This is a genomic window from Oligoflexus tunisiensis, assembly GCF_001748245.1.
GTDB lineage: Bacteria > Bdellovibrionota_B > Oligoflexia > Oligoflexales > Oligoflexaceae > Oligoflexus > Oligoflexus tunisiensis.
On record NZ_BDFO01000001.1, the window covers coordinates 569,165 to 591,703 of the forward strand.

The following is a 22,539-nucleotide window of genomic DNA, read 5'->3' on the forward strand; positions in this document are numbered from 1 at the left end:
TGCAATTTTAATCAGATCAGATCAATTTAGATGGAAAACTCGAGAATAAAGCGCCAAATTTGATCAAATCCTACCAATTTATGCCGGAAAATAATCTGATCTGATCAAATCAAGTCGATTTTTTGAAACGATTAGGCAATAATAATCTTATCTGATCAAAAAAGAGATAAATTGATCAGATGTGATGCATTGGAGATATAAGTCTATGCAAGTGGACGCAAGAGAATTGGCTGAGACAATTCGCGACCTGCGTAAAAAACATGGGATCAGCCAGGGAGAACTCGCTCAAATATCAGGGGTTTCCCTGCCCTCCATCAGTCGCTTCGAGCGCGGGAAAGACACGATCCGGCTCGATGTTCTCATGAAAATACTCGATGCCCTAGGTTATCGCCTCGAAATTAAGGCGAAGGAAAAAAACAATGGAGCAGGTTGAACAAGAAGCCATGAATGCACGCAAGGCTCTAGTTAAGGTCAATAGCGAGCCTGCCGGAATTCTAACTATGATCGCAACGGATGAATATCAATTCCAGTATCTTGATGAATATAGGAATCAGCAGAAACCACCAGTATCCCTTCGTATGCCTGTACGAAAGGAGCCATATGTGGAAGCGCATCTGCATCCTTTCTTTGACAACCTTTTATTTGAAGGTGAACAGCTCCGAATTTTTGAAAAAAAATACGGGCTCCAGAGACATTCACATGTTGATCGCTTCAAACTCTTGATGCTCACAGGCCAAAACACCCTGAGTGCCGTGAGTGTCATGGCCTTGGTGGGTAATAAACCTCTACTTTTCAATGAAAATCTGGAAAATAGTGAAATGATGACGAGTTACGAACTGACGCCGGCCTATACCGGTTCCTGTTCACTCTGTCTGAAGGAAAGCTCAAAGGGTGAGCACACAGCATGCCGTAGGGCCCTTTGGGATACGCAGCGCAATATTCGAATGGAATCGTTTGCCGTGGATCCTGTCAATATATTTCGTAGCATCAGCTTGGGGCAATCAATATCCGGTGCTCAAAGAAAAGCGCTGTTTCACCTCAATCAGACGAAGACATTGACGCGTAAAGGCTTTCCGCAATATATACTCAAGCCAGACGGTGATTTCCCAGAATTGCCTGCCAACGAACATTTGACCATGAGCATTGCTCGTGAACTCGGGTTTCCTGTGCCATCCATTGGGCTTTACAGAGTCGAAGGGATTGGCTTTATCTATGTCGTCAGACGTTTTGATTGGTCTGAGAAGTCGGGATTTCAACCGACTGAGGACATGGCTCAATTGAATGAAGAGCTGGCTGAAAGAAAAAATGATGGCACTCTGGAGCAGCTTGCCCAGATCATCGCGCGATTTACGCACAGCCCTGCCATCGAACTAGCGGATTTTTTCCGGCGTGTTCTTTTCTGTTTCGTCATTGGCAATGGTGATATGCATCTCAAGAATTGGTCGATATTCCGTGATGCAAAATCCGGGTTTCACAAACTTGCCCCTTTATATGATTATCTTAATGTTCGTGCCTGCTTTCCACAGGAGCAGGTTGAAATGGTTCTTTCTGTGAATGGCAAGCAAAAGGACCTGACCATCCATGATTTTATAGAGTTCTCTGTATCAATAGGGGTGAGTGAAAAGTATAGGCGGGCTTGTTTGGATCAAGTTCCACGTTGGCGAGAGACGATAGAAGCGTTTCTGGAACGCTCCCTCTTAACCCCTGAAATGAAACGCCGGTATCGTGAGGTTGTTAGAGAACGCGTGAACCGACTGACTGGATAAATTGAATGTCCTCGGAAGTTGTGAACCCTGCCATGAAGGACCCCAAACTCAAGCCGAGCCGTCGCCTAAATGATTGGGCTCTGCTCCAGGATTGTCTCATGGTAAGCTGAGTCATGTCCAGACTCCGAGTCACAGTGCCATGTTCAAGGTCGGACCGTATTGAGAGGAGTATTCAAATTGAACAACAAGCCCTTGGTTGCAGCTGCTTTTGGTTATAAGACTCCCCGGGTTCCCATCTGGTTTCTGCGCCAGGCCGGGCGTTACCTGCCTGAATATATGGAAGTCCGCAGGAAGGTGGATTTTGTCGAACTCTGTCGCAGCCCGGAGCTGGCGTCGGAAGTCACCTTGCAGCCTTTGCGGCGTTACGATGTGGATGCGGCCATCATCTTTTCCGATATTCTGATCCCCTGCACGGCCATGGGGCAGACTCTGACCTTTGATAAAGGTCATGGACCGGAACTCAGCAATACCGTACGCTCGGCTGCAGACCTGGCTCGACTGAAACATCCCGACGTGCAAAAGGATCTGGGCTATGTGGGTGATGCCATTGCCCTCACCAAACAAGGCATGAAACCTGCACAAACCATGATCGGTTTTGCCGGCGCTCCTTTCACGGTGGCGAGTTACATGATCGAAGGTTCCGGCAGCAAGACCTTCACGGAAGTCAAAAAACTGCGGTATTTGGAGCCCCAAACGTTTAAAGGACTTCTGGATCTTCTGGCTGATGTCACCGTCGATTATCTTCTGATGCAGGTGCAGGCCGGGGCAGAATGCCTGATGCTCTTTGATACCTGGGCGAATCAGATGACCTCAGCGGACTATCGCGATTTCGTGTTCCCTGCGGTCAACAAGGTGATTGAAGCCGTGAAGTCTCGCTGGGATGGACCGGTGATTTATTATCCGGGTCAAAGTCTGGAACTTCTTTTTGAATTGAGCGGCATTCGGGCGGATGTTTTGGCTATCGATTGGCGGGCGCGTATGCCTCGGGCGGTCGCTTTGATCGAGAATCTGGGCCTCAATGTCAGTGTGCAGGGCAACCTGGATCCGCAGGCCATGCTGGCTCCGGAATCCCTATTGAGACAGATGGTGCGCGATGTCCTGGAAGCCGGGACCAAAGCGCGCGGCCACATCTTTAACGTTGGGCATGGGCTGCAGCCGCATACACCGCCGGACTCTGTGGCCATTGCGATCGATGAAGTGAGACGGTTCGAGGCGGAACGAGCAAAGCAGGGTCATGGCTGAACATCTTTACACCTATATCAACCCAACATCGGAACGGGATCTGGACCGTGTCTGCCGCCTCCTGGAGCGGGACGGCGTCATTGCCTATCCCATGGACGTCAACTGGGCCTTCGGTTGCGACGCGAGCAGTGTGAAGGCACTCGATCGCATCCGGCGTCTGAAGCCGACGCATCCCAAGGAACGGCCTTTCAGTCTGATCTGTTCCGATATTTCCATGGCGGCCACGGTCGCCACGATCGACAACAATCAGTACCGGGTGCTGAAAAAATGCTGGCCGGGACCTTACACGGTGATCCTGAAAAGGGCCCGCAACCTGGCCCGACAAATCAAGGACAAGCGCCAGGTGGTGGGGGTCCGGATTCCCGAATCGCCTTTGATCCGTGACCTCGTGACCCGCCTCGGCCGCCCCCTGGCCACCACCTCGGTGCCTGAGCTCGCTGATGGCGAGATGCCGAAATTTGGCTATCAAATCATTGAAGAATTTGGACATGGTATTGATCTCCTGATGGATTTAGGCGAGGAATTGCCTGGGCTGGAATCGACCGTGATAGATTTCACAGAAGACGAACCAGCCGTGGTTCGGGTCGGGTTCGGTGATCCCGAGCAATTTGGAGGCTAGTCCTTGCAGAGGTCCCTCGATGTTTTCGAATGCGGTTTGCTCCCCTATGGCAAAGCGCTTGAAATCCAGCATCAGCTCCATAGTGAAGTTCGCGAAGGCCAAAGGTTTGGAGCCATCATGATGCTCCAGCATCAGCCGGTTCTGACCTTGGGAAAAAATGCTGACGCTGGCCTTGTTCTGACCCAATCCGAGTCTCTTGAGGCTGCCGGTATCGAAGTATTTCCAACTGATCGCGGCGGCGAAGTCACCGCGCATGAACCCGGACAACTCGTCGTCTATCCCATCCTGCCTTTACAGCAGCTGCGCCTGCCCCCCAAGCGTTACGTCGATCGTCTGCTTGAGTCGGTGATTCTCACAGTTCAGCATTTTGGTATCGCGGCGCAAAGCGATCCCGATTACCCTGGTGTGTGGGTGGGACGTGACAAAATTTGTGCGATCGGCATACGGGTCAAAGAGCGTGTCAGTCTTCACGGGATTGCACTCAATGTTGTGAATGACTTAAACCTTTTTCGCCTGATCGTGCCTTGCGGCATTCGAGAAAGAGGTGTCACATCCTTACAAAATCTTTTAGGATCGACACCAGACCTATCCGATGTGGCGCGAATTTGGTTGCAAAAATTTTCAGAAGTCATGGATCTTTCAGTTAAAATCCAGACCGTAGACAAAGTGATGCGGAATCCGTAGAATCGTTGACCCGAGTGTTCCTCGGGAGAAACATGCGTACTGTCTGCAAGGGAGAGATGGAACATGGATCTTTTCGAATCGGGCGAAGTCGTTAACGAAGGGAAAGTGGTGCGCGTGGCTGCGCCCGACCTCAGCGACGATCCTCCTGAGCTGCTGGAATGCTGCAAAAGAACAATTGGCATGCACGCCAAGAACAATCCGATGATGGTATGCGGTGAGTGCAAGAAAATTATCAAGGTCTTCGATAACGACAAAGCTTATCGAAACTACCAGCGTTTTTGCGCATCACGCCATCGTCGCTTCCTGGCGACTCCATTCGGCGATCAACATGTTGTGATTTTTAAGAATTACGACAGCTATTCGGCCTAAGTGGGGGGAGAGCGACTCAGGTCGCTCCTCTTCAAGTCTTGTTCTTCACACCTTTTGGGCCAAAAAACCGAACACTCCTTAAGAACGAATAGGCCGAGACCAGTTGGTAGTCCTCCTTCTGGATATCCGGCCACTTTTCTATTTCCGTCTGAATGCCCGAGCTTTTCGCCAGATCGGACAGGTCGCCGCTTTCGATGTGACCCTTCAGATCCGATTCCTTGCGGGTATTGGCGCTTTTCACTTCAAGCTGCTTCGGTGGAACCATCACGTCGGGAATGATGCCCTTGGCCTGAATGGACCGATCCTTCGGCGTATAGTAGCGGGCCACCGTGATCTTCAGACCGCTCTGATCCGGCAGGGACACCAGCGTTTGCACCGAGCCCTTGCCGAAGGAGGTCGAACCCATGATGAGAGCCCGCTCGTGATCCTGAAGAGCGCCTGCGACGATTTCCGACGCGCTGGCGCTGCCTCCATTGATCAGAACCACGATCGGCAGGTCGGCATAGGTGCCCCGCTTATGCGCAAACTCGCGCTCGACATCCTTGCTGCTGCGTCCCACTGTGGAAACGATCACACCGGACTCGATGAAAAGATCGGCCACCTTCACGGCCTGATCCAGAAGACCACCGGGATTGTCGCGCAGATCGAAGACCATGCCCTTGCTGTCCTTGGCATACTTTTCCACGATAGCCTTCAGCTCATCAGCCGTGTTGTCCTGGAAACTGGAGATGCGCGCATAGAAAATACCGTGGCCGAGTTCGGCGGAACGCACCGATTTGATCTTGATGATTTCACGGACCAGAGTGAATTCCAGAGGTTTTTCCTCGCCCTTTCGGCGAACCGTAAGCTTGATCTCGCTATCCGGCTTGCCGCGCATACGTTCCGAAGCATCGCCAGACTTGATTTGATCCACCGGGGTGCCGTCGATCGCGATAATTTCATCGCCGGATTTGATGCCGGCGCGATGAGCCGGGGTGTCCTCGATGGGCGAGATGACGATCATCTTGCCCCGCTCGGTGGACACGATGATGCCCACACCCCCGAATTTCCCCTGAGTATCCGACGTCAACTGATCAAAGGCTTTGCGCGGCATGACCATGGTGTGAGGGTCGAGATTGCCGACGACGCCTTTGAGCGCGTGATAAACCATGTCGTCAGCCCGGACCTTGGTCGGATCCACATAAAGGTTTTCCAGATAATAGAGGCCGCGCGCCAGCGTTTCCAAGGAGCGGTAGCGGGCATCAGCCGCTTCATTGTCACTTGCCGCGAACGAGGGCGTGGATCCCAGAAGTGACAGCCAAAGGCAGATTTTGTGTGGAGGCATGGACAATCCTTTCGCACAGCCGGGACCCTGGTCACGGATGAGGCGACTATGGTGAGTATCGATTGATGGTGTCCTACGGATATTTTGTCGGGAACAACCCTATCAGGCTAGGTTTTTTTTGCGGAAGGGGCTGGCCATGGGCCACCCCTGCGCTTGCCAGCGATCTTCAGTTGGTTCCGGTCCGGTTCGGGCGCATGCGGCCGTTTCTGGCATGAATGAGATTTTTGGGATCGCGTTTTGTTGTGCCGGCCAGGAGTTTGCGGGCTTTCAACCGTTCCGCGGGATCCAGTTCCTTTTCTGCGAGATACTCCTGGATCAAAGCCATCGCTTTGGGTGCATCGCCCTGTGCCACCCATTGGGTCACGAGGGCATGAATGGGGTCAAAGCACTTCCTGCAGGCCTCGCGGGCTTTTTGATATTCCCGCACCGCAAGATCCGGGTTGCGCGTGCGCTCGTACAACTGACCAAGTCGCATGAGGGACAGGTAATAGTAGGGATTGACTTCGGTCGCAAGCTTGTAATATTTCTCTGCGATTTTCTCCTTACTCATACGCTCAGCACACAGGGCGATATTGTGCAGAATGCGTTCAGGATATTGGTAATCCTTGCCTGCCGGGGACTTGCGCAGTTCCTTCAAAGTCTTCATGGCTTTGTTATATTGCTTTGTTTCGATGTAGGCCGAGCTCAAATTCAAAGCCACCGAGGCTCGCGGTTGCAGGAGGTGTGATTCTTCAAAAAAGCCAAGCGCCATTTTGGGATTCTGTAAAGAAAGGTAGGTGAGTCCCATTAAATTCTTGAAGTCCGCATCCTGAGGGTGCTTCTTCATCAGTGGTCGAAGCTCACGCAAAGCCATATTGGGCTGCCCCTGGTTGATATAACCGATCACCAGGTTTTTTTGGGTGTTGAGCAGCTCTTCCTCACGCTTGGCTTCAGCAGCAGGGTCTTTGAGAGTTTGACACCCTGGCATACATAGGATAAAAAGAATGATGATGCATGGAGCCAGAACACGACCCCACGCGACGACGCATGGAGCCAGAACACGACGCCAAGCGACGACGCTTGGAGCCAGAACACGACGCCAGGCGACGACGCTTGGAGCCAGAAAACGATGGCACGCGACGATGCATGGAGCCAGAACACGACGCCACGCCGCGTTTGCGAAAGAGTCTGAAACAGGGATTTGAGCCTGCAGCTGTTGCATGGTGTTCCCCTTAAGCGTCGTAAGTTTATGGTTCTTCATTCAAGCTTAATATGGTTAACTTCCGGATGGAAGGCCTGCACGATCGAAAGCCGAGGATCGTGCCGCATTTAGAAACGCGACGGAGCCCAACATGACGAAAATCGACAATGAGCAGGCCGAATCCAACAAACCACTTGAAGGTAAAGCTCCCGTTGATGAGCGACCCTTCGGAAGCATGCTGCGCGCGGCCCGCGAGCAGGCGGGCTTTACGATCGAGCGAGCAGCGATGGCGACGCGGATTTCACCCCCCTTTGTCGAAGCTCTCGAACAAGGTGATTTCGCACAGTTGCCGGGCGCTGTCTTCGGTCGCGGCTTCATTCGCAACCTCTGCAAACTCTATGGGGCGGATTCGTCTGAGATTCTTGCCGCCTTTGAGCGTAGCATCAATCCACCCGCTCCCGGCAAAGGCAAGGATACGATCAGCCCAAACGTGCGGGATGAAAAACGCCATCAGCAGCTGAAAAAAGGTGTGGTGCTCATTCAACCGAAGGAATGGAAAAGCCGCATCAGTGCCCTGGCTCCGCATCACTATCTGCGCGCCAAACCGCTGATTCTTCTGATGGCCGCGGTGGTGATCGGCGGCATTATCATCAATCAAATCGATATCGCCACGCGCGATTCCCAGGATGAGTTGGCACAGATCCAAAAACCGGTGGAAACGCCAGCCGCCTCCACGAGCAGCCCAAGTCCTGCGGCATCAGTGCCGGCTCCGGCACCCGTGGCTGAAACGCCAGCCGCGACCGCGACGACGCCTACGACCCCTGCCGTGGAGCCGAAACCCACTCCTGCCAATGCTCCGGCTCCTGCGGAAACCGAGGAAGAGGAAACCCTGGAAGGCGGCACCCTGGTGCAGCTGAACGTGAAGGAACCTGTGGTCGTGAAAATTACCCGTGATGATGACAAGCAAATCACCGGCGAGCTGTCACCGAACACCTACCGCTATCGTTTCAAGGAACAGCTGAAGTTTTATGTGGAAGATGCCTCGGTCGTGGAAATCTTCTTCAAAGGCCAGCGCGTTCCCACCTCGGAAGTGAAGGGTGAACCCAAGCGCATCACGTTCCAGAGTGCGGAAAGCCAAATCGCTAAGAAAGCGGCACCTGGAACTTCACTGCGATAATGTCCACGAATTTTGTCGAATACCAAGGGCCGCTTTCGAGCGGCCCTTTCATTTTTTCTTCCGGCGCTAAAGGTTCCCGGCGCCTTTCCGAGCAGTAAGATATGAAGATCGCATCTTCATAGGACTGGGTAGGACGGGATCTGCAGTGGGTCCCTACGGAGCAGAAGGGGGTTCAGAGAACCCAAGTGCAGGCTCAGGAAGAGCCGAATTGCCAGGAGGGCAGTTTTCAGAGTCTCCCCACCTATCATTCCTTCGCCAGTCCTTGTTCCTTTCTTAAACCGCGCCCTGGACCCATCCGATGGGCTCCCCGATCGCCGCTCTTTATTGCCCTTATGCCAGCAAAAAGTGTAATACTACCTCCACTTTTTAAGTCCAAAGGGGAACCTGCGGCCGTCGTGGAGGGTTATCCGTGCCAATCAGAACCATTATAGCGCCTGCTGATATGCGTCAATTGAGTCGGGAGTGGCGTGCTGCCGGAAAGAAGACGGCTTTTGTGCCAACCATGGGGGCTCTGCATGACGGGCATTTGGCCCTGGTTCGCGCTGCACAGGACAAGGCGGATCGCGTGATCGTCAGCATCTTTGTGAACCCCATCCAATTTGGCCCCAAAGAGGACTTTGCCTCCTATCCCAGAATGCTCCAGGCCGACAGCGAAAAGCTGAACAGCCTCGGCGTGAATGTCCTCTTTGCTCCCAACGCCGCCGACATGTATCCACCTGGATTTGAAACTTATGTCTATAACGAGAAGCGCTCCGACATTCTCTGCGGTCGTTTCCGGCCGGGTCATTTTCAAGGGGTGCTCACGGTCGTGAGCAAGCTCTTCAATATTGTGGAGCCTGATTTCGCACTCTTCGGCAAGAAGGACTATCAGCAGTTCACCCTTTTGAAAAAAATGGCTCAGGATCTTTGTTTTCCGATTGAAGTGATCGGCTGTCCCACCCTGCGTGATCCGGATGGGCTGGCCATGAGCAGTCGCAATCTGCGCCTGACACCTGAGGAGCGCCAGCTGGCTCCGGAACTCTTCCGCGCGATGCAGATGGTGAAAGAAGCCCTTCAGGGCGGAGAAAAACGCCAGAAAGTATTGCTCGATACCTTCACGCAAGAGCTGCAGCGTTTCCCAGCGTTTCGGCTGGAATATGCCGAAATTCGCGCGGCTCTGGACCTCGCTGATTTTGGGGAAACGATTGATCGGCCGGCGGTTCTTCTTGTGGCCGCGCATCTGGGATCGGTACGTTTGATCGATAATCTGGAGCTGACCGGCCCATGAAAGAGCTGATTCGTTTATACCATCTGCTGCTGTCCTATCTTTTGCGTCCCGTGTTGCTCTGGGTCCATACCACAGCTCGGCCGGACAATCTGAAGGAAGAGCTGAAGCTGACCGGCGGTCCGGTGATCTATGTTCTGCCGAAACGCTCGATTATCGATTACCTTGTGCTGCTGACCACCTGCCGCAAGTATGGTCTTCCGGAACCTGATCTGGGACTCGACTTCAATCGGCATCGGCGGGCGGTCTGCCTGTTCCTGGAAAAAACCACGGCGATCAAGCGTGTGAGACGTCTGCGTCCAAGTCATGTCCTTCTGCACCTCGTTCGTCAGGTGCAGGAACAGACCGGCGAGAAGGCTCAAATCGTTCCGGTCTCACCTTTCTGGGGCAAGGACCCAGGAACGGAAGAGCCGTCGATCTTCAAGCTGATCTTCAACGATGATGAGGACGCCGGCTGGCTGCAAAAGTTTTTCATCGTGATGGCCCAGGGACGTAACAATAAGCTGCATTTTGCCAAGCCCTTTGAAATCAACGAAATCCTGCAAAGCGAAGAGGATGTCGATAACGCGGCGCGCAAAATCCGGCGGATCCTGCGCATTCACTTCCGCCGAGTGCGCAATACAGTGTTGGGACAAAAGCTCTATGTGCGCGAGCAGGTGATCTCACGCGTCGTGGCTGGCAAGCTCGTGCGGCAGGAGATTGAGAAAGAAGGCAAGGGGCGGCCGCAGCTCGTCCGCAGTCTGGAAATTCGGGCCCGCGGCTATGCTCGCGAGTTGTCCGCGGACCAGACCTATTCCATCGTGCGGGTGTTTGAACTCGTTCTTGGCAAACTCTGGAACAAGCTCTTTTCCGGCGTCGATGCGGTGAACGTGGAAAATGTCACGCGTCTGGCCTCGCAGAACTATGAGATCGTTTATGTGCCGACGCACCGGAGCCATCTCGATTATCTGCTCGTCAACTATACGGTGTATAAAAGCGGTTTGCCGACGCCGCATACCGCCGCCGGGATCAACCTGAACTTTTTCCCGATGGGCTGGTTTTTGCGCCGCGCCGGGGCCTTCTTTATCCGCCGCTCGTTTCATGGCAATCGCCTCTATGCCGCTGTGGTGGAGGAGTATATGCACTACCTTCTCACCCAGGGTTATCCCATCTCCTTCTTCCCCGAAGGGGGACGCAGCCGCACGGGTCGGCTTCTGCCCTTGAAAACGGGCATGCTGTCGATGGTGGTGCGGAGCTTTTTGCGCAACTCGGAACGACCCGTGGCTCTGGTGCCAGTGTTCCTGTCCTATGACAAGGTCATGGAAGTGAAGAGCTACCTTACCGAGCTGGGTGGCGCGACCAAGAAAAAGGAATCCATTTTCCAACTCCTGCAGGCCCGCAAGGCCTTGCAGCAGTATTATGGCAAGGCCTATCTTTCCTACGGTGAGCCCATCATTCTGGAAAACTTCCTCAATACCAATTACCAAGGCTGGCGCGAAGCCGATGAGGAGCGACCGGAATGGCTGGCGAGTGCCGTGCATGACCTCGCGCACTTGATTTCACGTCACATGAATGAAGCGGCCGTGATTGCGCCCATCGGCCTGATGGGGGTGGGACTGCTGGCCGCCTGGCAGAAGGCGCTGCCCAAGGAGGAGCTCTTTATCTTTATGCAGCGCATGATCACGCTGCAAAGAGCCTTGCCCTATCATCCCAATGTGCGCCTTGTGAATGATGATGTCGCGGATATCTTTCAACTGGCCCTGAAGCTGAAGAGCATCTCGCTCTTTCACCATGCGGCCGGCGATGTGGTCTTTCTGAATGATATCGACGGGGCCTTGATCAGCTACTATCGCAATAACATCATCCATCTCTTTGCCATCCCCTCGCTCATCGCTCGTTTCTTCCAACGGGATGATACGATCGACCAGGATTCCCTGGTGCGCGCCTGTGCCGAGATCTACAGTGTCCTGCGGGAGGAACTTTACCTGCGCTGGGACGAGGATGAGATCGAAGGCGTGGTCAAGCGCTATGCCGAGGCCATGGCCGGGGTGGGACTTCTGTATAAGGTCGCGCCGCAGATCTATCACCGGCCACCCGCCCAGTCCGATGACTTCGTGGCCCTCGATATCCTGTCCCAGGCTTTGGGCCTCACCTTTGATCGTTTCATTATCACCGCCGTGCTCCTGGCCAAACACAGCCAGCTCGGTCTGGTGGATAGTGATGAATTTTTACAGCAGTGTCATCGCATGGCCCAGCGCCTTGCGATTCTCAGCGGGCTTAACAACCCGGAAATCGTCGAAAAAACGTTTATACAAAAACATATCCAGCTTCTCAAACGCAAGGGTCTGCTCATTCCGGTGGACGACAAGAAATTGCGGATTGATGAGCGCGTGGCGGTGATGGCGCAGAACTCGCAAAGACTGCTCTCACCCGATGCTTTGCGCAGTATCGAGCGCATTTTCAAGACCACGCATCAGGATAATAAGGAAGAAGAGCAGCATGGCCAAATGGAAATACACGGGGAATGACGACTCCAGCGATCGTCTCCCCACCTACGATAAAATTCGTCGGGGCCGCGATAAGCGCAAGAGGCACAAGGCCTCTGATACCGACTTTGAACAGCCCGAGGAAAACTGGGATTTTGAAGCCCATCCGGAATGGTTTCCGGCCCGGGTGGTGGAAGTCCACAAACGTTATGCCTTTGTTTCGCCGGAAAAGGATATCGGTGACGTCCAGACCCGTGATGTCTGGCTGGCGACCGTGGTGAGACGTCACCTGCAGAGCCGTCGGGGTGAACGCAACACCATCTGTGTTGGCGACCGGGTTCTTTGCCGTCCCACGGACGACCGGGATGTGGACCTCGGCACCGATATTCCGTGCTGTGTGATTGAAAATCTCTCGCCCCGCAAGAGCCGTATCGCCCGTCGTGATCCGGCTGTTCCGGATCGCGAGCATATCCTGGCCAGCAATGTCGATCAGCTCATGATCGTGGCCAGCTACAAAAATCCGCTGATCAAATGGGGTCTCATCGACCGCTATCTGATCCTGGCGGAGGAGCAGGAAATTCCGGCTATCATCGTGCTGAACAAGGAGGACCTCCTGGCCGATGAAAGCGAGGAGTTTCGCGATGAGTGCCAAAGAGAGACGGATACCTATCGTAAGCTGGGTTACACCGTCTACTCCCTGCAGGTGGAGTACCAGAACTTTCAGCATCCTTTGATCAAGGAGCTGCACAGCCAGCTGGAAGGCCGGGTCACCATCCTGAGCGGGCATTCCGGGGTCGGCAAGTCCTCACTGGTGAATCTCTTCAGACCGGAGATCACGCAGGAGGTCGAGGAGAACTCGGATATTTTTTACAAGGGTCGTCACACGACCACTTACGCCAGCATGATCAAGCTGGGCCGCGGTGGTTATGTGATTGATACACCGGGCATTCGCAGTTTTGTATTGAGTGAACGAAACGCCATCGATCTGAGTCACGGCTTTGTGGAAATGCGAGCTTTGATGAATCAATGCAAATTCCGTGAATGCCGGCATATCGATGAACCCGACTGTGCGGTTTTGAAGGCCGTGGCCGCTGGTGAAATCAGTGAGCGCCGCTATAAATCGTACAAGGGCATACTCTTGGGGGACACGGGCCGGGAGGGTCGGATCCGTGATCAAATCACTGGGAAGGACAAGGAAGAAGAAGACGATGAGTAGCGAACATTCCATGAGTTACGATTTCTCCGAAAATGAAGAGCTCACCCTTTTGCGGCAGTCCGTCCGCGATTTCGCGGAAAAGGAAATCGCCCCGCGTGCGCATGAGCTCGATGAAAAGGAGGAGTTCTCCTACGAGCTGACCGAAAAGATGGGTGAACTCGGGCTGTTTGGAACCGTGATTCCCACCGAATACGGTGGCCAGGGCATGGATTATGTCCAGTACGTGGTGGCGGTCGAGGAGCTGGCTCGGGTCGATGGATCGCACGCCGCAACCATTGCCGCTCACAACAGCCTTGGTGTGGCTCCGCTTTACTACTACGGCACCGAGGAACAGAAGAAGAAATATATCCCGAGCCTTTGCACCGGCAAAGGCATGTGGGCCTTTGGTCTGACGGAACCGGAAGCCGGCAGTGATGCCCAGTCGAGCAAGACCCGTGCGGTCTACGATGCGGCCAGGGACGAGTGGGTGATCAATGGTTCGAAAATCTGGATCACCAACAGCGCCGCGAAAACCACCGAAGGCATCACGGTTCAGGCCGTAACCGGCCAGAAAGCGGATGGCCGCACGGAACTGAGCTGCTTTATCGTTCCGGCTGATGCGCCCGGCGTCACGCGCCGGACAATGCATGGTAAAATGATGTGGCGTGCCTCCAACACCGGTGAGCTGTACTTCGACAACGTGCGCGTTCCGAATTCGGCGATGCTGGGGCAAAGAGGTCAGGGTTTCAAGATTATGATGGAAACCCTTGATAACGGCCGCCTTTCGATCGGTGCCATGGGGCTGGGCCTCGCCAAAGGCGCTTTGGAAATGACGCTGAAGTATGCGAAGGAACGTAAAACCTTCGGCGTGCCTATTGCCAAGCATCAGGCGGTGGCCTTCAAGCTCGCGGAAATGGCAACCCGCATAGAAGCGGCCGAAGGCCTGCTTTACAAGGCCGCTTGGCTCAAGCAGAAGGGGAAACCCTTCCAAAAACAGGCAGCTATGGCTAAACTTTATTGTTCGGAAGTGGCTGAGTACTGCGCGCGTGAAGGGCAGCAGACGTTCGGCGGTTACGGCCTGATGAAGGAGTATCCGATTGAGCGTTTCTACCGTGATGCCGCTCTGCTCAGAATCGGAGAAGGAACCAGTGAGATCCAGCGTCTGGTGATCTCACGCTACCTGGGTTGTTAAGCATGCAGCGTGCGCGGCTGTTCCCCTTGGCTTGTTTGAGTCTGAGTTTCTGGGTGAATGGCTGCGCCCTCCTCGGCATCCGCAGTTCCGAGCGCTATGATGAGCGCAGTTTTTCCATTCTGAATTTGAATCTCTTCAATCAACGCATCCCCTCCACTCTCGCCAAAAGGAACTGGAAAGGCGACTGGCTTTTCCGCCGGGAACGCCTTGAGCTGATCGATGAGCAGCTGCGTATTTCCCGACCCGATATCGTGGTGTTTCAGGAACTGCTCACCCGTCGCGGCAGCCCCAGTGAATCCGATATCAATATCCTGAACTTTGGGGCTCTCGAGGGTTACGAGTGGGATGCTGAGATGGTGGCCTTCCACAAGGATACGCAGGAGATGCAGTACCAGGCGACCGCCGTGGGTCTGCCCGTCAAACTCTCGTCATCCGACCGGATCGCGAAAAAATTCTGGCCCATCGGAATCGATGGCTTTATGAATTACTCGCTTTTGGAGCTGGATCAGCAGCCCATTCTGCTCATCAATGTGTCCATGCCTGGTGGCGCCCAGAAAGTGGATCACTGGTATGAGTTTGTGGAATCGGAACTGAGCGATCTTTTGGAGGAACTCGGCATCTGCAAACAGCGGCTTGTGATTTCCGGTTATCTGCCAGGCGGCGTCATCTGGCCCGGCTTTGCCGCATTCACCGAGTCGTTTGAGCTGAAGGATACCTCCACCGGCTTTTGCGAAGCGACCTCGGACTGTCTCACGAGTTCCAATCAGAACGATCTTTTCATGGCCACCGCCCAGGGCCAGTCCCCGTCACATTCCGAACGCATCATGGTGCATCGCGATGCGCTGGTGTCGTTCAGCAATGTGGTAATGAACAAGATGAAGGATCGGACGGTTTATGGGGAACCCTATGGCCTGCAGCGTCTTTGGGCCAGCCGTGTGTATGGCTGGCTCGCGAATGTCAGGCTCCAGCGTTGCCCGCCTTCCGGGTCCTGACACGACAGTCAATGGGGGATCAGCTTCGTCACCGAGCGGATCAAATCATCGGGATCCATGAACGGTTTGGTCAGGATGCCGTTGGCTCCGGCCTGCAGCGCCTCCTGCACTTTCGGATGCTCACAATCATGACCGGTGCTGATGAGGATGGCCGTCTTCCGGTTCAGCTCCCGCACCTGCTTGATAAAGCGAATGCCATTGATTTGCGGCATCTCGAGGTCCGTGATGATTAATGGAAAGTCGGTTTTGCGCAAAGCTTCCAGCGCCTGGGTCGCGTCCGTACAAATTTCGCAATCGAACTGCTCTTCGAGCAGCACACCCAAAATTTCACCAACTTCAGGTTCATCATCAACAATCAGAACTTTCGACTTCGCATTCATCAAACACCTCGGCCAAGCCAGGCAACCAGGTTATTGTGTTCCAATTCAAAAAGCAGAGCAATACGAAGGATCCCGTGGCCCTGGGTCAAAAACCCCAGCCGAGGCCCACGGTCATTGACACGCCGTGAAGGCGGTCGGTTTTCGTGCCTCGCCAACGCTGAACGTCCAGGGCCAAAATGCTATTTTGGCTCATGAGATACCAGAGTGAACCGACGGCGCCAATGCCAATTTCCGTGCTGAAGTCCGCATCCTTGGTTATCGGAGGATTGGCCTTCTGCACCGGTATAAGATACAGGAGTTCGGTACCCGCCAAGGCATAGAAGGGATGATAAATCCGGAAAAGCCTTTGTGTGGCATTGAAAACAGTAATCAGGGAAACCGGACGATTCTGATTCAAATTGATGAAGGACTGGGATCGATAGCCAACATTAACCACCCAAGGATGACCCAGCCGATGCTGATAGGAAAAGCCAGGCGCATTCTGATGCGTGCGTAGCTCGGTTTGGCTTGGACCCACCGGTTCGTTATGGCTATAAAGTGCGAAAATATAGTCTTTGGGATAGGACTCCGGTATCGTCAAGTCATCAGACGTTGAATCCGCTGCGGACAGACGGGCCGCTGCGAGCCCGAGGATGCTGAGGATGAGGAAGGACCATACCGGGTGCAAAGTCATAGCGAAAACGTGCCTTCTGCAAGGAATCGGATACTTATCTTTCTAATGCTGCTCGCCATGCTGTTGCCATCCGGCGCTCAGGCATCACTCTCGGGAATCGTCGGACCGCGTTTCCTTTTCATTCGCGGCTGGAAGCCTCTGCGCGGTCCCTGGCCTGATCATCCCGCTCTTCATGCCTTGCGAAAAACATTCGGCGGTCTTTGGCAAGGGATCCTGCTGCTTTTGGCAGCGCAGATTCTTTTGCTGCTTTGCCAGCTTGTGAGAACATTTCTCGCTGACGACTCCCTGACACTAACTCTAACGTCCCATCTTCGTCTATTGGGAAAACAGGGCCTTTATGGAACGTTTCTTGTCTTGACTTTTATTCTCGCTGCCAGGCGCTTCCATGAACATCGCCTGAAGCTCTTCACCTGGCAGGCCCAGGGGCTTTTGATCGCCTCCGTTTTGCTCGGACTTTACATGCTGGGGCAAAGAACCTGGGGCTGGGATTGGATCCACGGTTTTCAGGCGAAGATTGGCGAGCATCGTTTCGCCTACGGCGTCTATCGCGCGTCAGGACTCATGGGGCACCCGCTCAGCCTTGCCTATAACTGCATGCTGCTGGCGCTTGTAAGTTTTGCCCAAGGACTTTGGTTGCAAGGTCGGGATCGCCGCCAGGCCTGGATCTGGCTCCTGATCAGTGTTGTCAACCTGGGGCTGATCGGTCTGACCGGCTCGCGCTATCCGTTGGCCCTGACCCTTGGACTTATGATTCTGGCGATGCTGATTCACACCCGACTCGGCAGCTGGCGCAACCTTTTGGGCTTGGGACTTTTGGCGCTTATTCCCATAAGTGCTGTTTTTTTATTCGATCCCGTGATGATGGGACGAATTCAGGAACTTTTGGATTCCACGGTGGCCGTGGAGGATCGTTTTGATCGTTGGATTTTCTGGAAAGTGCATCTGCAAATTTTTATGGATCAGCCCTGGCTGGGAACCGGGTTGGCCAACTACGACAGGCTGTTGCTGGACTATTATGACCAGGCCGGCTACACTCATATTGAGAGAAAATACACGGCGCATAATATCCTGCTGCAAACTTTAGCGGACTCCGGACTCGTTGGGTCGCTGGCTTTGCTGGTCATCTTTTTCGCCTTGTTCCGGGCCGGTTTCCGCACGCTGAAAGATTTCCGACATCAGGGTTTTCTGTTGATCGCCCTCGGAACACTGCTCGGCGGACTCATGCAAAATACGCTGCGGGATAGCGAATATCTTTATGCTCTTTGGACCAGCATGGGCCTTTGTTGCGGCTGCCTCATCGCTGGAGGAGTGCCCCATGAATCAAACGGCCGAAGCCACCTCCAAGATCACCAATCCGGAGAGGATATCGCGGATCGTCACGCGCATGTGCGACGGCCGGATGCAGGCGTTGATTCGAACCAAGGATAATATCAAGGTTGGGATTCGAGCCAATTTTGCCCGATTTGATGGGCAAAAAAGCCCGCCTGCGATCGTTTTTGACAAGATCTCGGAAATCGGTCTGCAAAAACTGGAAAAAGGCATCCCGATAAAAATCGAAGTCATCGGTATGCCGTCGAAAGTGATGTTCGTGGCGAATATCATCGACAAGGCGGACGATGGCGTGATCTGCAGCCTGCCGGCTTCCCTGGTGACCATTGAGCGGCGGCAGAACTCGCGTTACCGCGTGACGCCGAGTGCCATGGCCTATTTGAGTTTCAGTCTTTGGGTTCCGGAGGATGATGATCCCTCGGCGCCGCCCTTTTTTGATGCCTATCGCAGTCTTGCCGGCTGGATTCCCATCGTCGATATCAGCGCCGGCGGCGTCTGCGTGCAAAGCCATTTCCCTGCGTTCATTAACACGCTGGAAACGGTGGACCTCGATCCCAATGCTAAACTGCACCTGCCGATGAGTGCGCCCATGCCCGTGCAGGCCGCGATCCGCTGGAAGCGTCGGATCAAGAACCGCTTCGCGGAAGATAACCGTGAACGCTATCAGCTGGATTTCCGCCTGGGCATCGAATTTTTGGAACTGCAGGAAGAATATCAGGTCAAGATTCGCAATTATCTGCGCCAGCTGAGTGTGGCGGATGCGATTTGAAGGAGCTGTCTCCATGCGCGCTTTGATTTTTATCGGTTTTCTGCTGAACGCCTGCGCAGGGTACGGTCCCTTTGCGGACGAGGCGGCGGAGGAAGTTCAGCCTGCCGCACCGATGGCAAGCGCGCCGACCACACCTGTCCCCGTACCCGCTTCGACCGTTGCTCCGGCTTCGGATCTTGAATTGCGAATTGCCAAACTTTGGGCGCGTGTGGATGATCTGGAAAACCAGCAGATTCGCCAGAAGGAGCGCATGAAGCTTCTGGAAAAGGGGCTGATGCTCGGCATTATTCCCGAGGAATTGAAAACGGATAAGCCTGTCCAGCCGCCCCAAAAACCGGAGCCCGAGGATCCACCCGCCTCGGTGCAGGCCACCACGCCTCCACCCCTGGCGAGCGGCGAAAAAAGCAAGGACCTTGCGGAATACCAGCGTCTCCTGCGCGCCGCCCAGGAAAAATTCAACGCGGCGAGTTATGGTCAGGCCATCGTGCAGTACAATGAAATCGGTGAAAAATTTGATGATAGCCTGACCGAAGGCAGTCATCACTACTGGACCGGTCTCAGCTGGTTTTATCTGAAGGAAATGCAGCTCGCCGAGCAGAGCTTCCTGAAATTGATCGATCGCTACAGTCACAATTCCTGGGTGCCGTATGCCCGCTTTTATATGGCCAAGATCGATTTGAATCGCGGTCTATCGGGTCGTGCGCGGGATCAGTTCAAGATGCTGATCGATGAGTATCCCAATCAGGATCTCGGGGAGATGGCCCGCATGGAAATTGATCGCATGAGGGAGAAGCTTTGATGCCAAGGCCTCTTCTTCTTTGCAGCCTCATCCTCGCCCTGCTCCCGTCCTGGGACGCGCGGGCCCAGGATCCCTCGTTGGAAGATCTCGAAAAAATGGGCGCGGAAATGGACACGCTGGAAGAGGACGTGGAAGCGGAAGGCGACATGCCGCCTCCCATGCCGCAAGGCATCGAAGCTTCGGTTCCGGATGATGCCGCTCAGGCGGAAGCCGCTGCGATGAGTCAGCCCAATCAAAATATGCCGGCCACGGATACAAGCGGACTCGAACCCGTGGATGTGCGCAGTCGCATCAAGAAGATTCTCGAACCCAACCTCTTCGCGGGCGCTCCTCCTGTGCCCGGCACGCTGCGCAATATGGCTCCGGGCGAAGCACCCGAGGAATATGCCGTTCAGGAAGGCGACAACCTCTATGATATTTGCGATCAGCTGATCGATGAGCCCACCTACTGGCCCAAACTCTGGTCCTTCAACCCGGGCATTGCCAACCCGCACTTTATTTACCCCGGTATGAAACTGCGTTTTTATGCAGGCGATGCGGAAAATCCCCCTTATCTGCAGGTGGTTACCGAGGATGATATCGTGCCGGTGGACAAAGGCGGCATGAAGGAAGCAGAGCTGGTGCGTGAGGATATCAATGGCATGCTCATGCGTTCCGAGATCCCCCAAAACCAGCAGGTCACCAATTCCGACGAACTGGAGTCCATTGCCGGTATCGACGACATGTTCATCCTCATGGGTGATCGGGCACGTCCGGATAAGGTACCGGTCATTATCCCGGCCTTTATCGTGGAAAATGAATTCGAGGAACTGGGACGGATCGTGGGTGGTTCAGCCGGCTCCTTTCTGATCGACAAGGGCCAGTTTCTGATCGTGGAGCCCGAGGATGATAACAGCCTGGCCATCGGCACGAGTTATACGATCGTGCGTGAGACCGGTAAAATACGCACCCTAAACGGCAACGACTTTGTTGGTTACCGCTATGAATTCATCGCTCATGTCCAGGTGAATTCGAAGGATGAGGAAGAGGATGTGTTCCGGGCCAAGGTTGTTTACAACCGGCTCGGTGTGATGCCTGGTGATCTCGTGATCGGCTATCGTTCCACCAAGCGCAGTCTGCCGCTGAATCCACCGCAAAGCATTCAAGGGAACAACCAGCAGGTGGTGGCCTTCACCGAACCCTTTATGCAGGTCGGTGGCCGCGGGGCCTTCGTCTTCTTTGAGCAGAATGAAAACAAACTGCAGGAAGGTCAAGTTTACAACATCATGCAGAATGTGAAAGTGGCCGCACCCAGTTTCCTGAAGAGTGACCTGCCGGATACCGAAAGCCAGGTGGCCAGGGCCTATATCATCGATGCCTCAGCGTCCGGAGCCCTGGGTTACATTCTGAACGATGTGCTCGAAGTTCGCCTGGGTGACAAGGCCAGTCCCTGAGTCTTTGTCCGTCCGCCGATCTTTATGTCCGTGGTCTCCCCCTTGATAAAATCTTAACCTGCTTTCGCTCGTGCGAAGGAGGTTTCATGTCCATCATTCCGCAACTCGAAGCGCATTGTTCTCATGTTCTTTCCCAATGGATGTATCGATGGCTGAGTTTGCCAATACGCAAAGCCGCAGATCATCCACGCGTCGCCATTGAAGCGCTCGAGGTGAGCGATTGGGCCGATTACATTCACGATCGTCTCGAAGGGGAATCCGTTTCCTGGACCATTCTTATGCGCTCAGCTCAGGCAAGTCCGGTGGCCTTGGCCACTTTGATTTTTGAAAATATCAAGCAGACGCGTCGCGCCGGAGCTGACTTCATCGATTTTTACCATCCTCTGTATCCCGCTCTGCTCGCATGTATCAAGGATCCACCCAACTGTCTCACCATCATCGGACCACCTGATACCTTAAGCAAGCCCGCGATCAGCGTGGTGGGCTCGCGACGTGCTTCAGGTTTTGCTCTGCGTGAAACCGAGGAACTCGCGGCTGCACTGGCAGCTGAAGGTGGTGTGATCGTCAGTGGAGGCGCTCTGGGTTGTGATATCACAGGGCACCGGGGCGCCTTGCGATCGGGAGAACGACCCTGTCCCACCATAGTGGTGCTGGCCGGTGGGCTCGCGCGTTTCTATCCGCGCTGCAACGAGAGCGTGTTCCGACTTCTACAGCATGCCGGTGCCGCCTTCATCAGTGAAAGGCTCTGGGAATATCCCGCGCGGCCCTATGATTTCCCGGTCCGCAATCGCATCATCACTGGGCTTTCCCCGCGACTTCTTCTCATGCAAGCCGGCGAACGATCTGGTGCAAAAGTGACCGCCCAGCTGGCGTTGGAGCAAGGTCGCGAAGTCTTTGTCATGGTGCATCCCGAACATGATGTGAGGGCTCTGGGCTCAAGGCAGCTTCTGCTTGAAGGCGCGACGCCTTTCTTTTCCGCGCAGGACTATATGCGCATGGCCTGGAGCTGTGACAACAGGGATTGGTTTGAAGCTGGTTCTGGCTTCGAAAGTGTTTAAGGAATTTGTTTTGCTTTCCAGGGGACAAAGTCTTAGTCTATAAGAAAGTACATTCAGCATTAATATCGGAGACGTTGATATCAGGAGTTGGATATCGATGGATCCAGTTGAGGGGAGTGAGACATGCACAGTGTCACTTCACAGGCGACGTGGTGGTCTGTGGTCCGAGCCATGGCCGAAATGGTAATCTTTGGCTATGACGAACTGGAACTGACGGAGCGTTACGTAAGGGACGAGCTTCTGGAAGCTGGTTTTTCCTCGACTGATATCGAGGCAGCCTGCGACTGGGTGGAAAAAGCCGTGAATTCAGGAACCGTCGTGGAATCACTCGCGATGCTGCAAAGTAAAGGAGAGGGTGTTCGCATCACCAATCCGATGGAGCGCATCTGCTTTAGCAACAAGATCTGGTCGAAGATCGAGCTGTGCCGACATAAGGGTATTCTTTCCAGTGACATTATCGAACGCATGCTCGAAGGCGCCCGCGTAATCGATACCCGTGACTGGGATGATGAAGAAGTCAGCAATCTGCTGGCGGAAATCTTTATTGCGGTTCTGCCGGGAACATCGGAAGGCGACTTCCATGATATGTTCCATGCCTGCGTGCCGGATTTCTATTGCTGATGGACGAA

General features: G+C 54.2%; 22 protein-coding genes. 18 read left to right on the plus strand and 4 right to left on the minus strand.

All coding sequences use genetic code 11. The features are described 5' to 3' along the window. The first annotated feature begins 205 nt into the window (after positions 1 to 205). From OLTU_RS02605 to OLTU_RS02630, 6 genes are all read left to right on the plus strand, one after another. Complete coding sequence (locus OLTU_RS02605; protein ID WP_176736274.1) at positions 206 to 433, plus strand: helix-turn-helix domain-containing protein; 228 nt, start codon at positions 206 to 208, stop codon at positions 431 to 433. Continuing rightward, positions 420 to 1,766 carry a type II toxin-antitoxin system HipA family toxin gene (locus tag OLTU_RS02610; protein ID WP_141731204.1) on the plus strand — a complete coding sequence of 449 codons (1,347 nt, stop codon included), beginning with the start codon at positions 420 to 422 and terminating at the stop codon, positions 1,764 to 1,766. Before OLTU_RS02605 ends, OLTU_RS02610 begins: the two co-directional genes overlap by 14 nt. 177 nt (positions 1,767 to 1,943) lie before the next feature. Further along, on the plus strand, positions 1,944 to 3,008 hold the full coding sequence (gene hemE, locus OLTU_RS02615; RefSeq protein WP_176736275.1) for a uroporphyrinogen decarboxylase: 1,065 nt from the start codon (positions 1,944 to 1,946) through the stop codon (positions 3,006 to 3,008). Next, complete coding sequence (locus OLTU_RS02620) at positions 3,001 to 3,627, plus strand: L-threonylcarbamoyladenylate synthase (protein WP_141731206.1); 627 nt, start codon at positions 3,001 to 3,003, stop codon at positions 3,625 to 3,627. Before hemE ends, OLTU_RS02620 begins: the two co-directional genes overlap by 8 nt. A 3-nt stretch (positions 3,628 to 3,630) precedes the next feature. Continuing rightward, positions 3,631 to 4,311, plus strand: coding sequence for a lipoyl(octanoyl) transferase LipB (gene lipB, locus OLTU_RS02625; RefSeq protein WP_141731207.1), 681 nt, complete (start codon positions 3,631 to 3,633; stop codon positions 4,309 to 4,311). A gap of 63 nt (positions 4,312 to 4,374) precedes the next feature. After that, entirely contained in the window at positions 4,375 to 4,680 is a 306-nt protein-coding gene (locus OLTU_RS02630) for a hypothetical protein (protein ID WP_141731208.1), read from the plus strand. Positions 4,681 to 4,711: 31 nt separating this feature from the next. On the opposite strand, the gene OLTU_RS02635 is transcribed toward OLTU_RS02630, so the two are convergent. Beyond that, positions 4,712 to 6,004 (minus strand): S41 family peptidase, encoded by a 1,293-nt coding sequence (locus OLTU_RS02635; protein ID WP_141731209.1) that lies wholly within the window; start codon positions 6,002 to 6,004, stop codon positions 4,712 to 4,714. A 166-nt stretch (positions 6,005 to 6,170) separates the two neighbouring features. Next, a complete protein-coding gene (locus tag OLTU_RS02640) occupies positions 6,171 to 7,205 on the minus strand; it encodes a tetratricopeptide repeat protein (protein WP_176736276.1) in 1,035 nt (344 codons plus the stop codon). A 130-nt stretch (positions 7,206 to 7,335) separates the two neighbouring features. Here OLTU_RS02640 and OLTU_RS02645 point away from each other — a divergent pair, with 130 nt between their 5' ends. The 6 genes from OLTU_RS02645 (at position 7,336) to OLTU_RS02670 (ending at position 15,469) form a co-directional block, all read left to right on the plus strand. After that, positions 7,336 to 8,361 carry a helix-turn-helix domain-containing protein gene (locus OLTU_RS02645; protein ID WP_141731211.1) on the plus strand — a complete coding sequence of 342 codons (1,026 nt, stop codon included), beginning with the start codon at positions 7,336 to 7,338 and terminating at the stop codon, positions 8,359 to 8,361. 442 nt (positions 8,362 to 8,803) lie between these two features. Beyond that, positions 8,804 to 9,628, plus strand: a complete 825-nt coding sequence (panC, locus tag OLTU_RS02650; protein WP_141736729.1) for a pantoate--beta-alanine ligase — start codon at positions 8,804 to 8,806, stop codon at positions 9,626 to 9,628. Continuing rightward, entirely contained in the window at positions 9,625 to 12,132 is a 2,508-nt protein-coding gene (plsB, locus tag OLTU_RS02655; protein ID WP_141731212.1) for a glycerol-3-phosphate 1-O-acyltransferase PlsB, read from the plus strand. Before panC ends, plsB begins: the two co-directional genes overlap by 4 nt. Further along, complete coding sequence (rsgA, locus tag OLTU_RS02660; RefSeq protein ID WP_176736277.1) at positions 12,104 to 13,306, plus strand: ribosome small subunit-dependent GTPase A; 1,203 nt, start codon at positions 12,104 to 12,106, stop codon at positions 13,304 to 13,306. Before plsB ends, rsgA begins: the two co-directional genes overlap by 29 nt. 10 nt (positions 13,307 to 13,316) lie before the next feature. Then, positions 13,317 to 14,477, plus strand: coding sequence for an acyl-CoA dehydrogenase family protein (locus OLTU_RS02665; protein WP_141736730.1), 1,161 nt, complete (start codon positions 13,317 to 13,319; stop codon positions 14,475 to 14,477). 2 nt (positions 14,478 to 14,479) lie between these two features. After that, entirely contained in the window at positions 14,480 to 15,469 is a 990-nt protein-coding gene (locus tag OLTU_RS02670) for a hypothetical protein (RefSeq protein ID WP_141731214.1), read from the plus strand. 8 nt (positions 15,470 to 15,477) lie between these two features. Here OLTU_RS02670 and OLTU_RS02675 read toward each other — a convergent pair whose 3' ends face one another. Together OLTU_RS02675 and OLTU_RS02680 are read right to left on the minus strand one after the other, a co-directional pair. Beyond that, positions 15,478 to 15,849 (minus strand): response regulator, encoded by a 372-nt coding sequence (locus OLTU_RS02675; protein WP_141731215.1) that lies wholly within the window; start codon positions 15,847 to 15,849, stop codon positions 15,478 to 15,480. An 85-nt stretch (positions 15,850 to 15,934) separates the two neighbouring features. Beyond that, positions 15,935 to 16,522, minus strand: a complete 588-nt coding sequence (locus OLTU_RS02680; RefSeq protein WP_141731216.1) for a hypothetical protein — start codon at positions 16,520 to 16,522, stop codon at positions 15,935 to 15,937. A 57-nt stretch (positions 16,523 to 16,579) separates the two neighbouring features. Between OLTU_RS02680 and OLTU_RS02685 the strand changes: the two genes are divergently transcribed. From OLTU_RS02685 to OLTU_RS02710, 6 genes are all read left to right on the plus strand, one after another. Continuing rightward, a complete protein-coding gene (locus tag OLTU_RS02685) occupies positions 16,580 to 17,950 on the plus strand; it encodes an O-antigen ligase family protein (protein WP_218109800.1) in 1,371 nt (456 codons plus the stop codon). Beyond that, positions 17,838 to 18,620, plus strand: a complete 783-nt coding sequence (locus OLTU_RS02690) for a PilZ domain-containing protein (RefSeq protein WP_176736278.1) — start codon at positions 17,838 to 17,840, stop codon at positions 18,618 to 18,620. Before OLTU_RS02685 ends, OLTU_RS02690 begins: the two co-directional genes overlap by 113 nt. A gap of 13 nt (positions 18,621 to 18,633) precedes the next feature. Continuing rightward, entirely contained in the window at positions 18,634 to 19,419 is a 786-nt protein-coding gene (locus OLTU_RS02695; protein ID WP_176736279.1) for a tetratricopeptide repeat protein, read from the plus strand. Next, complete coding sequence (locus tag OLTU_RS02700; protein WP_141731220.1) at positions 19,419 to 20,852, plus strand: LysM peptidoglycan-binding domain-containing protein; 1,434 nt, start codon at positions 19,419 to 19,421, stop codon at positions 20,850 to 20,852. Before OLTU_RS02695 ends, OLTU_RS02700 begins: the two co-directional genes overlap by 1 nt. A gap of 86 nt (positions 20,853 to 20,938) precedes the next feature. Further along, positions 20,939 to 21,910: a DNA-processing protein DprA gene (locus tag OLTU_RS02705; RefSeq protein WP_141731221.1), complete on the plus strand. Its 972-nt coding sequence runs from the start codon at positions 20,939 to 20,941 to the stop codon at positions 21,908 to 21,910. A 123-nt stretch (positions 21,911 to 22,033) separates the two neighbouring features. Then, a complete protein-coding gene (locus tag OLTU_RS02710) occupies positions 22,034 to 22,531 on the plus strand; it encodes a DUF494 family protein (RefSeq protein ID WP_141731222.1) in 498 nt (165 codons plus the stop codon). Positions 22,532 to 22,539 lie beyond the last annotated feature (8 nt).

What these genes read in the sequence shown, in the direction of transcription:
- OLTU_RS02605 (WP_176736274.1), top strand. Translation starts at nt 206, where the DNA reads ATGCAAGTGGACGCAAGAGAATTGGCTGAGACAATTCGCGACCTGCGT.
- OLTU_RS02610 (WP_141731204.1), top strand. Translation starts at nt 420, where the DNA reads ATGGAGCAGGTTGAACAAGAAGCCATGAATGCACGCAAGGCTCTAGTT.
- OLTU_RS02620 (WP_141731206.1), top strand. Translation starts at nt 3,001, where the DNA reads ATGGCTGAACATCTTTACACCTATATCAACCCAACATCGGAACGGGAT.
- OLTU_RS02630 (WP_141731208.1), top strand. Translation starts at nt 4,375, where the DNA reads ATGGATCTTTTCGAATCGGGCGAAGTCGTTAACGAAGGGAAAGTGGTG.
- OLTU_RS02635 (WP_141731209.1), bottom strand. Translation starts at nt 6,004, where the DNA reads ATGCCTCCACACAAAATCTGCCTTTGGCTGTCACTTCTGGGATCCACG.
- OLTU_RS02640 (WP_176736276.1), bottom strand. Translation starts at nt 7,205, where the DNA reads ATGCAACAGCTGCAGGCTCAAATCCCTGTTTCAGACTCTTTCGCAAAC.
- OLTU_RS02645 (WP_141731211.1), top strand. Translation starts at nt 7,336, where the DNA reads ATGACGAAAATCGACAATGAGCAGGCCGAATCCAACAAACCACTTGAA.
- panC (WP_141736729.1), top strand. Translation starts at nt 8,804, where the DNA reads ATGCGTCAATTGAGTCGGGAGTGGCGTGCTGCCGGAAAGAAGACGGCT.
- plsB (WP_141731212.1), top strand. Translation starts at nt 9,625, where the DNA reads ATGAAAGAGCTGATTCGTTTATACCATCTGCTGCTGTCCTATCTTTTG.
- rsgA (WP_176736277.1), top strand. Translation starts at nt 12,104, where the DNA reads ATGGCCAAATGGAAATACACGGGGAATGACGACTCCAGCGATCGTCTC.
- OLTU_RS02665 (WP_141736730.1), top strand. Translation starts at nt 13,317, where the DNA reads ATGAGTTACGATTTCTCCGAAAATGAAGAGCTCACCCTTTTGCGGCAG.
- OLTU_RS02670 (WP_141731214.1), top strand. Translation starts at nt 14,480, where the DNA reads ATGCAGCGTGCGCGGCTGTTCCCCTTGGCTTGTTTGAGTCTGAGTTTC.
- OLTU_RS02675 (WP_141731215.1), bottom strand. Translation starts at nt 15,849, where the DNA reads ATGAATGCGAAGTCGAAAGTTCTGATTGTTGATGATGAACCTGAAGTT.
- OLTU_RS02680 (WP_141731216.1), bottom strand. Translation starts at nt 16,522, where the DNA reads ATGACTTTGCACCCGGTATGGTCCTTCCTCATCCTCAGCATCCTCGGG.
- OLTU_RS02685 (WP_218109800.1), top strand. Translation starts at nt 16,580, where the DNA reads ATGCTGTTGCCATCCGGCGCTCAGGCATCACTCTCGGGAATCGTCGGA.
- OLTU_RS02690 (WP_176736278.1), top strand. Translation starts at nt 17,838, where the DNA reads ATGAATCAAACGGCCGAAGCCACCTCCAAGATCACCAATCCGGAGAGG.
- OLTU_RS02695 (WP_176736279.1), top strand. Translation starts at nt 18,634, where the DNA reads ATGCGCGCTTTGATTTTTATCGGTTTTCTGCTGAACGCCTGCGCAGGG.
- OLTU_RS02700 (WP_141731220.1), top strand. Translation starts at nt 19,419, where the DNA reads ATGCCAAGGCCTCTTCTTCTTTGCAGCCTCATCCTCGCCCTGCTCCCG.
- OLTU_RS02705 (WP_141731221.1), top strand. Translation starts at nt 20,939, where the DNA reads ATGTCCATCATTCCGCAACTCGAAGCGCATTGTTCTCATGTTCTTTCC.
- OLTU_RS02710 (WP_141731222.1), top strand. Translation starts at nt 22,034, where the DNA reads ATGCACAGTGTCACTTCACAGGCGACGTGGTGGTCTGTGGTCCGAGCC.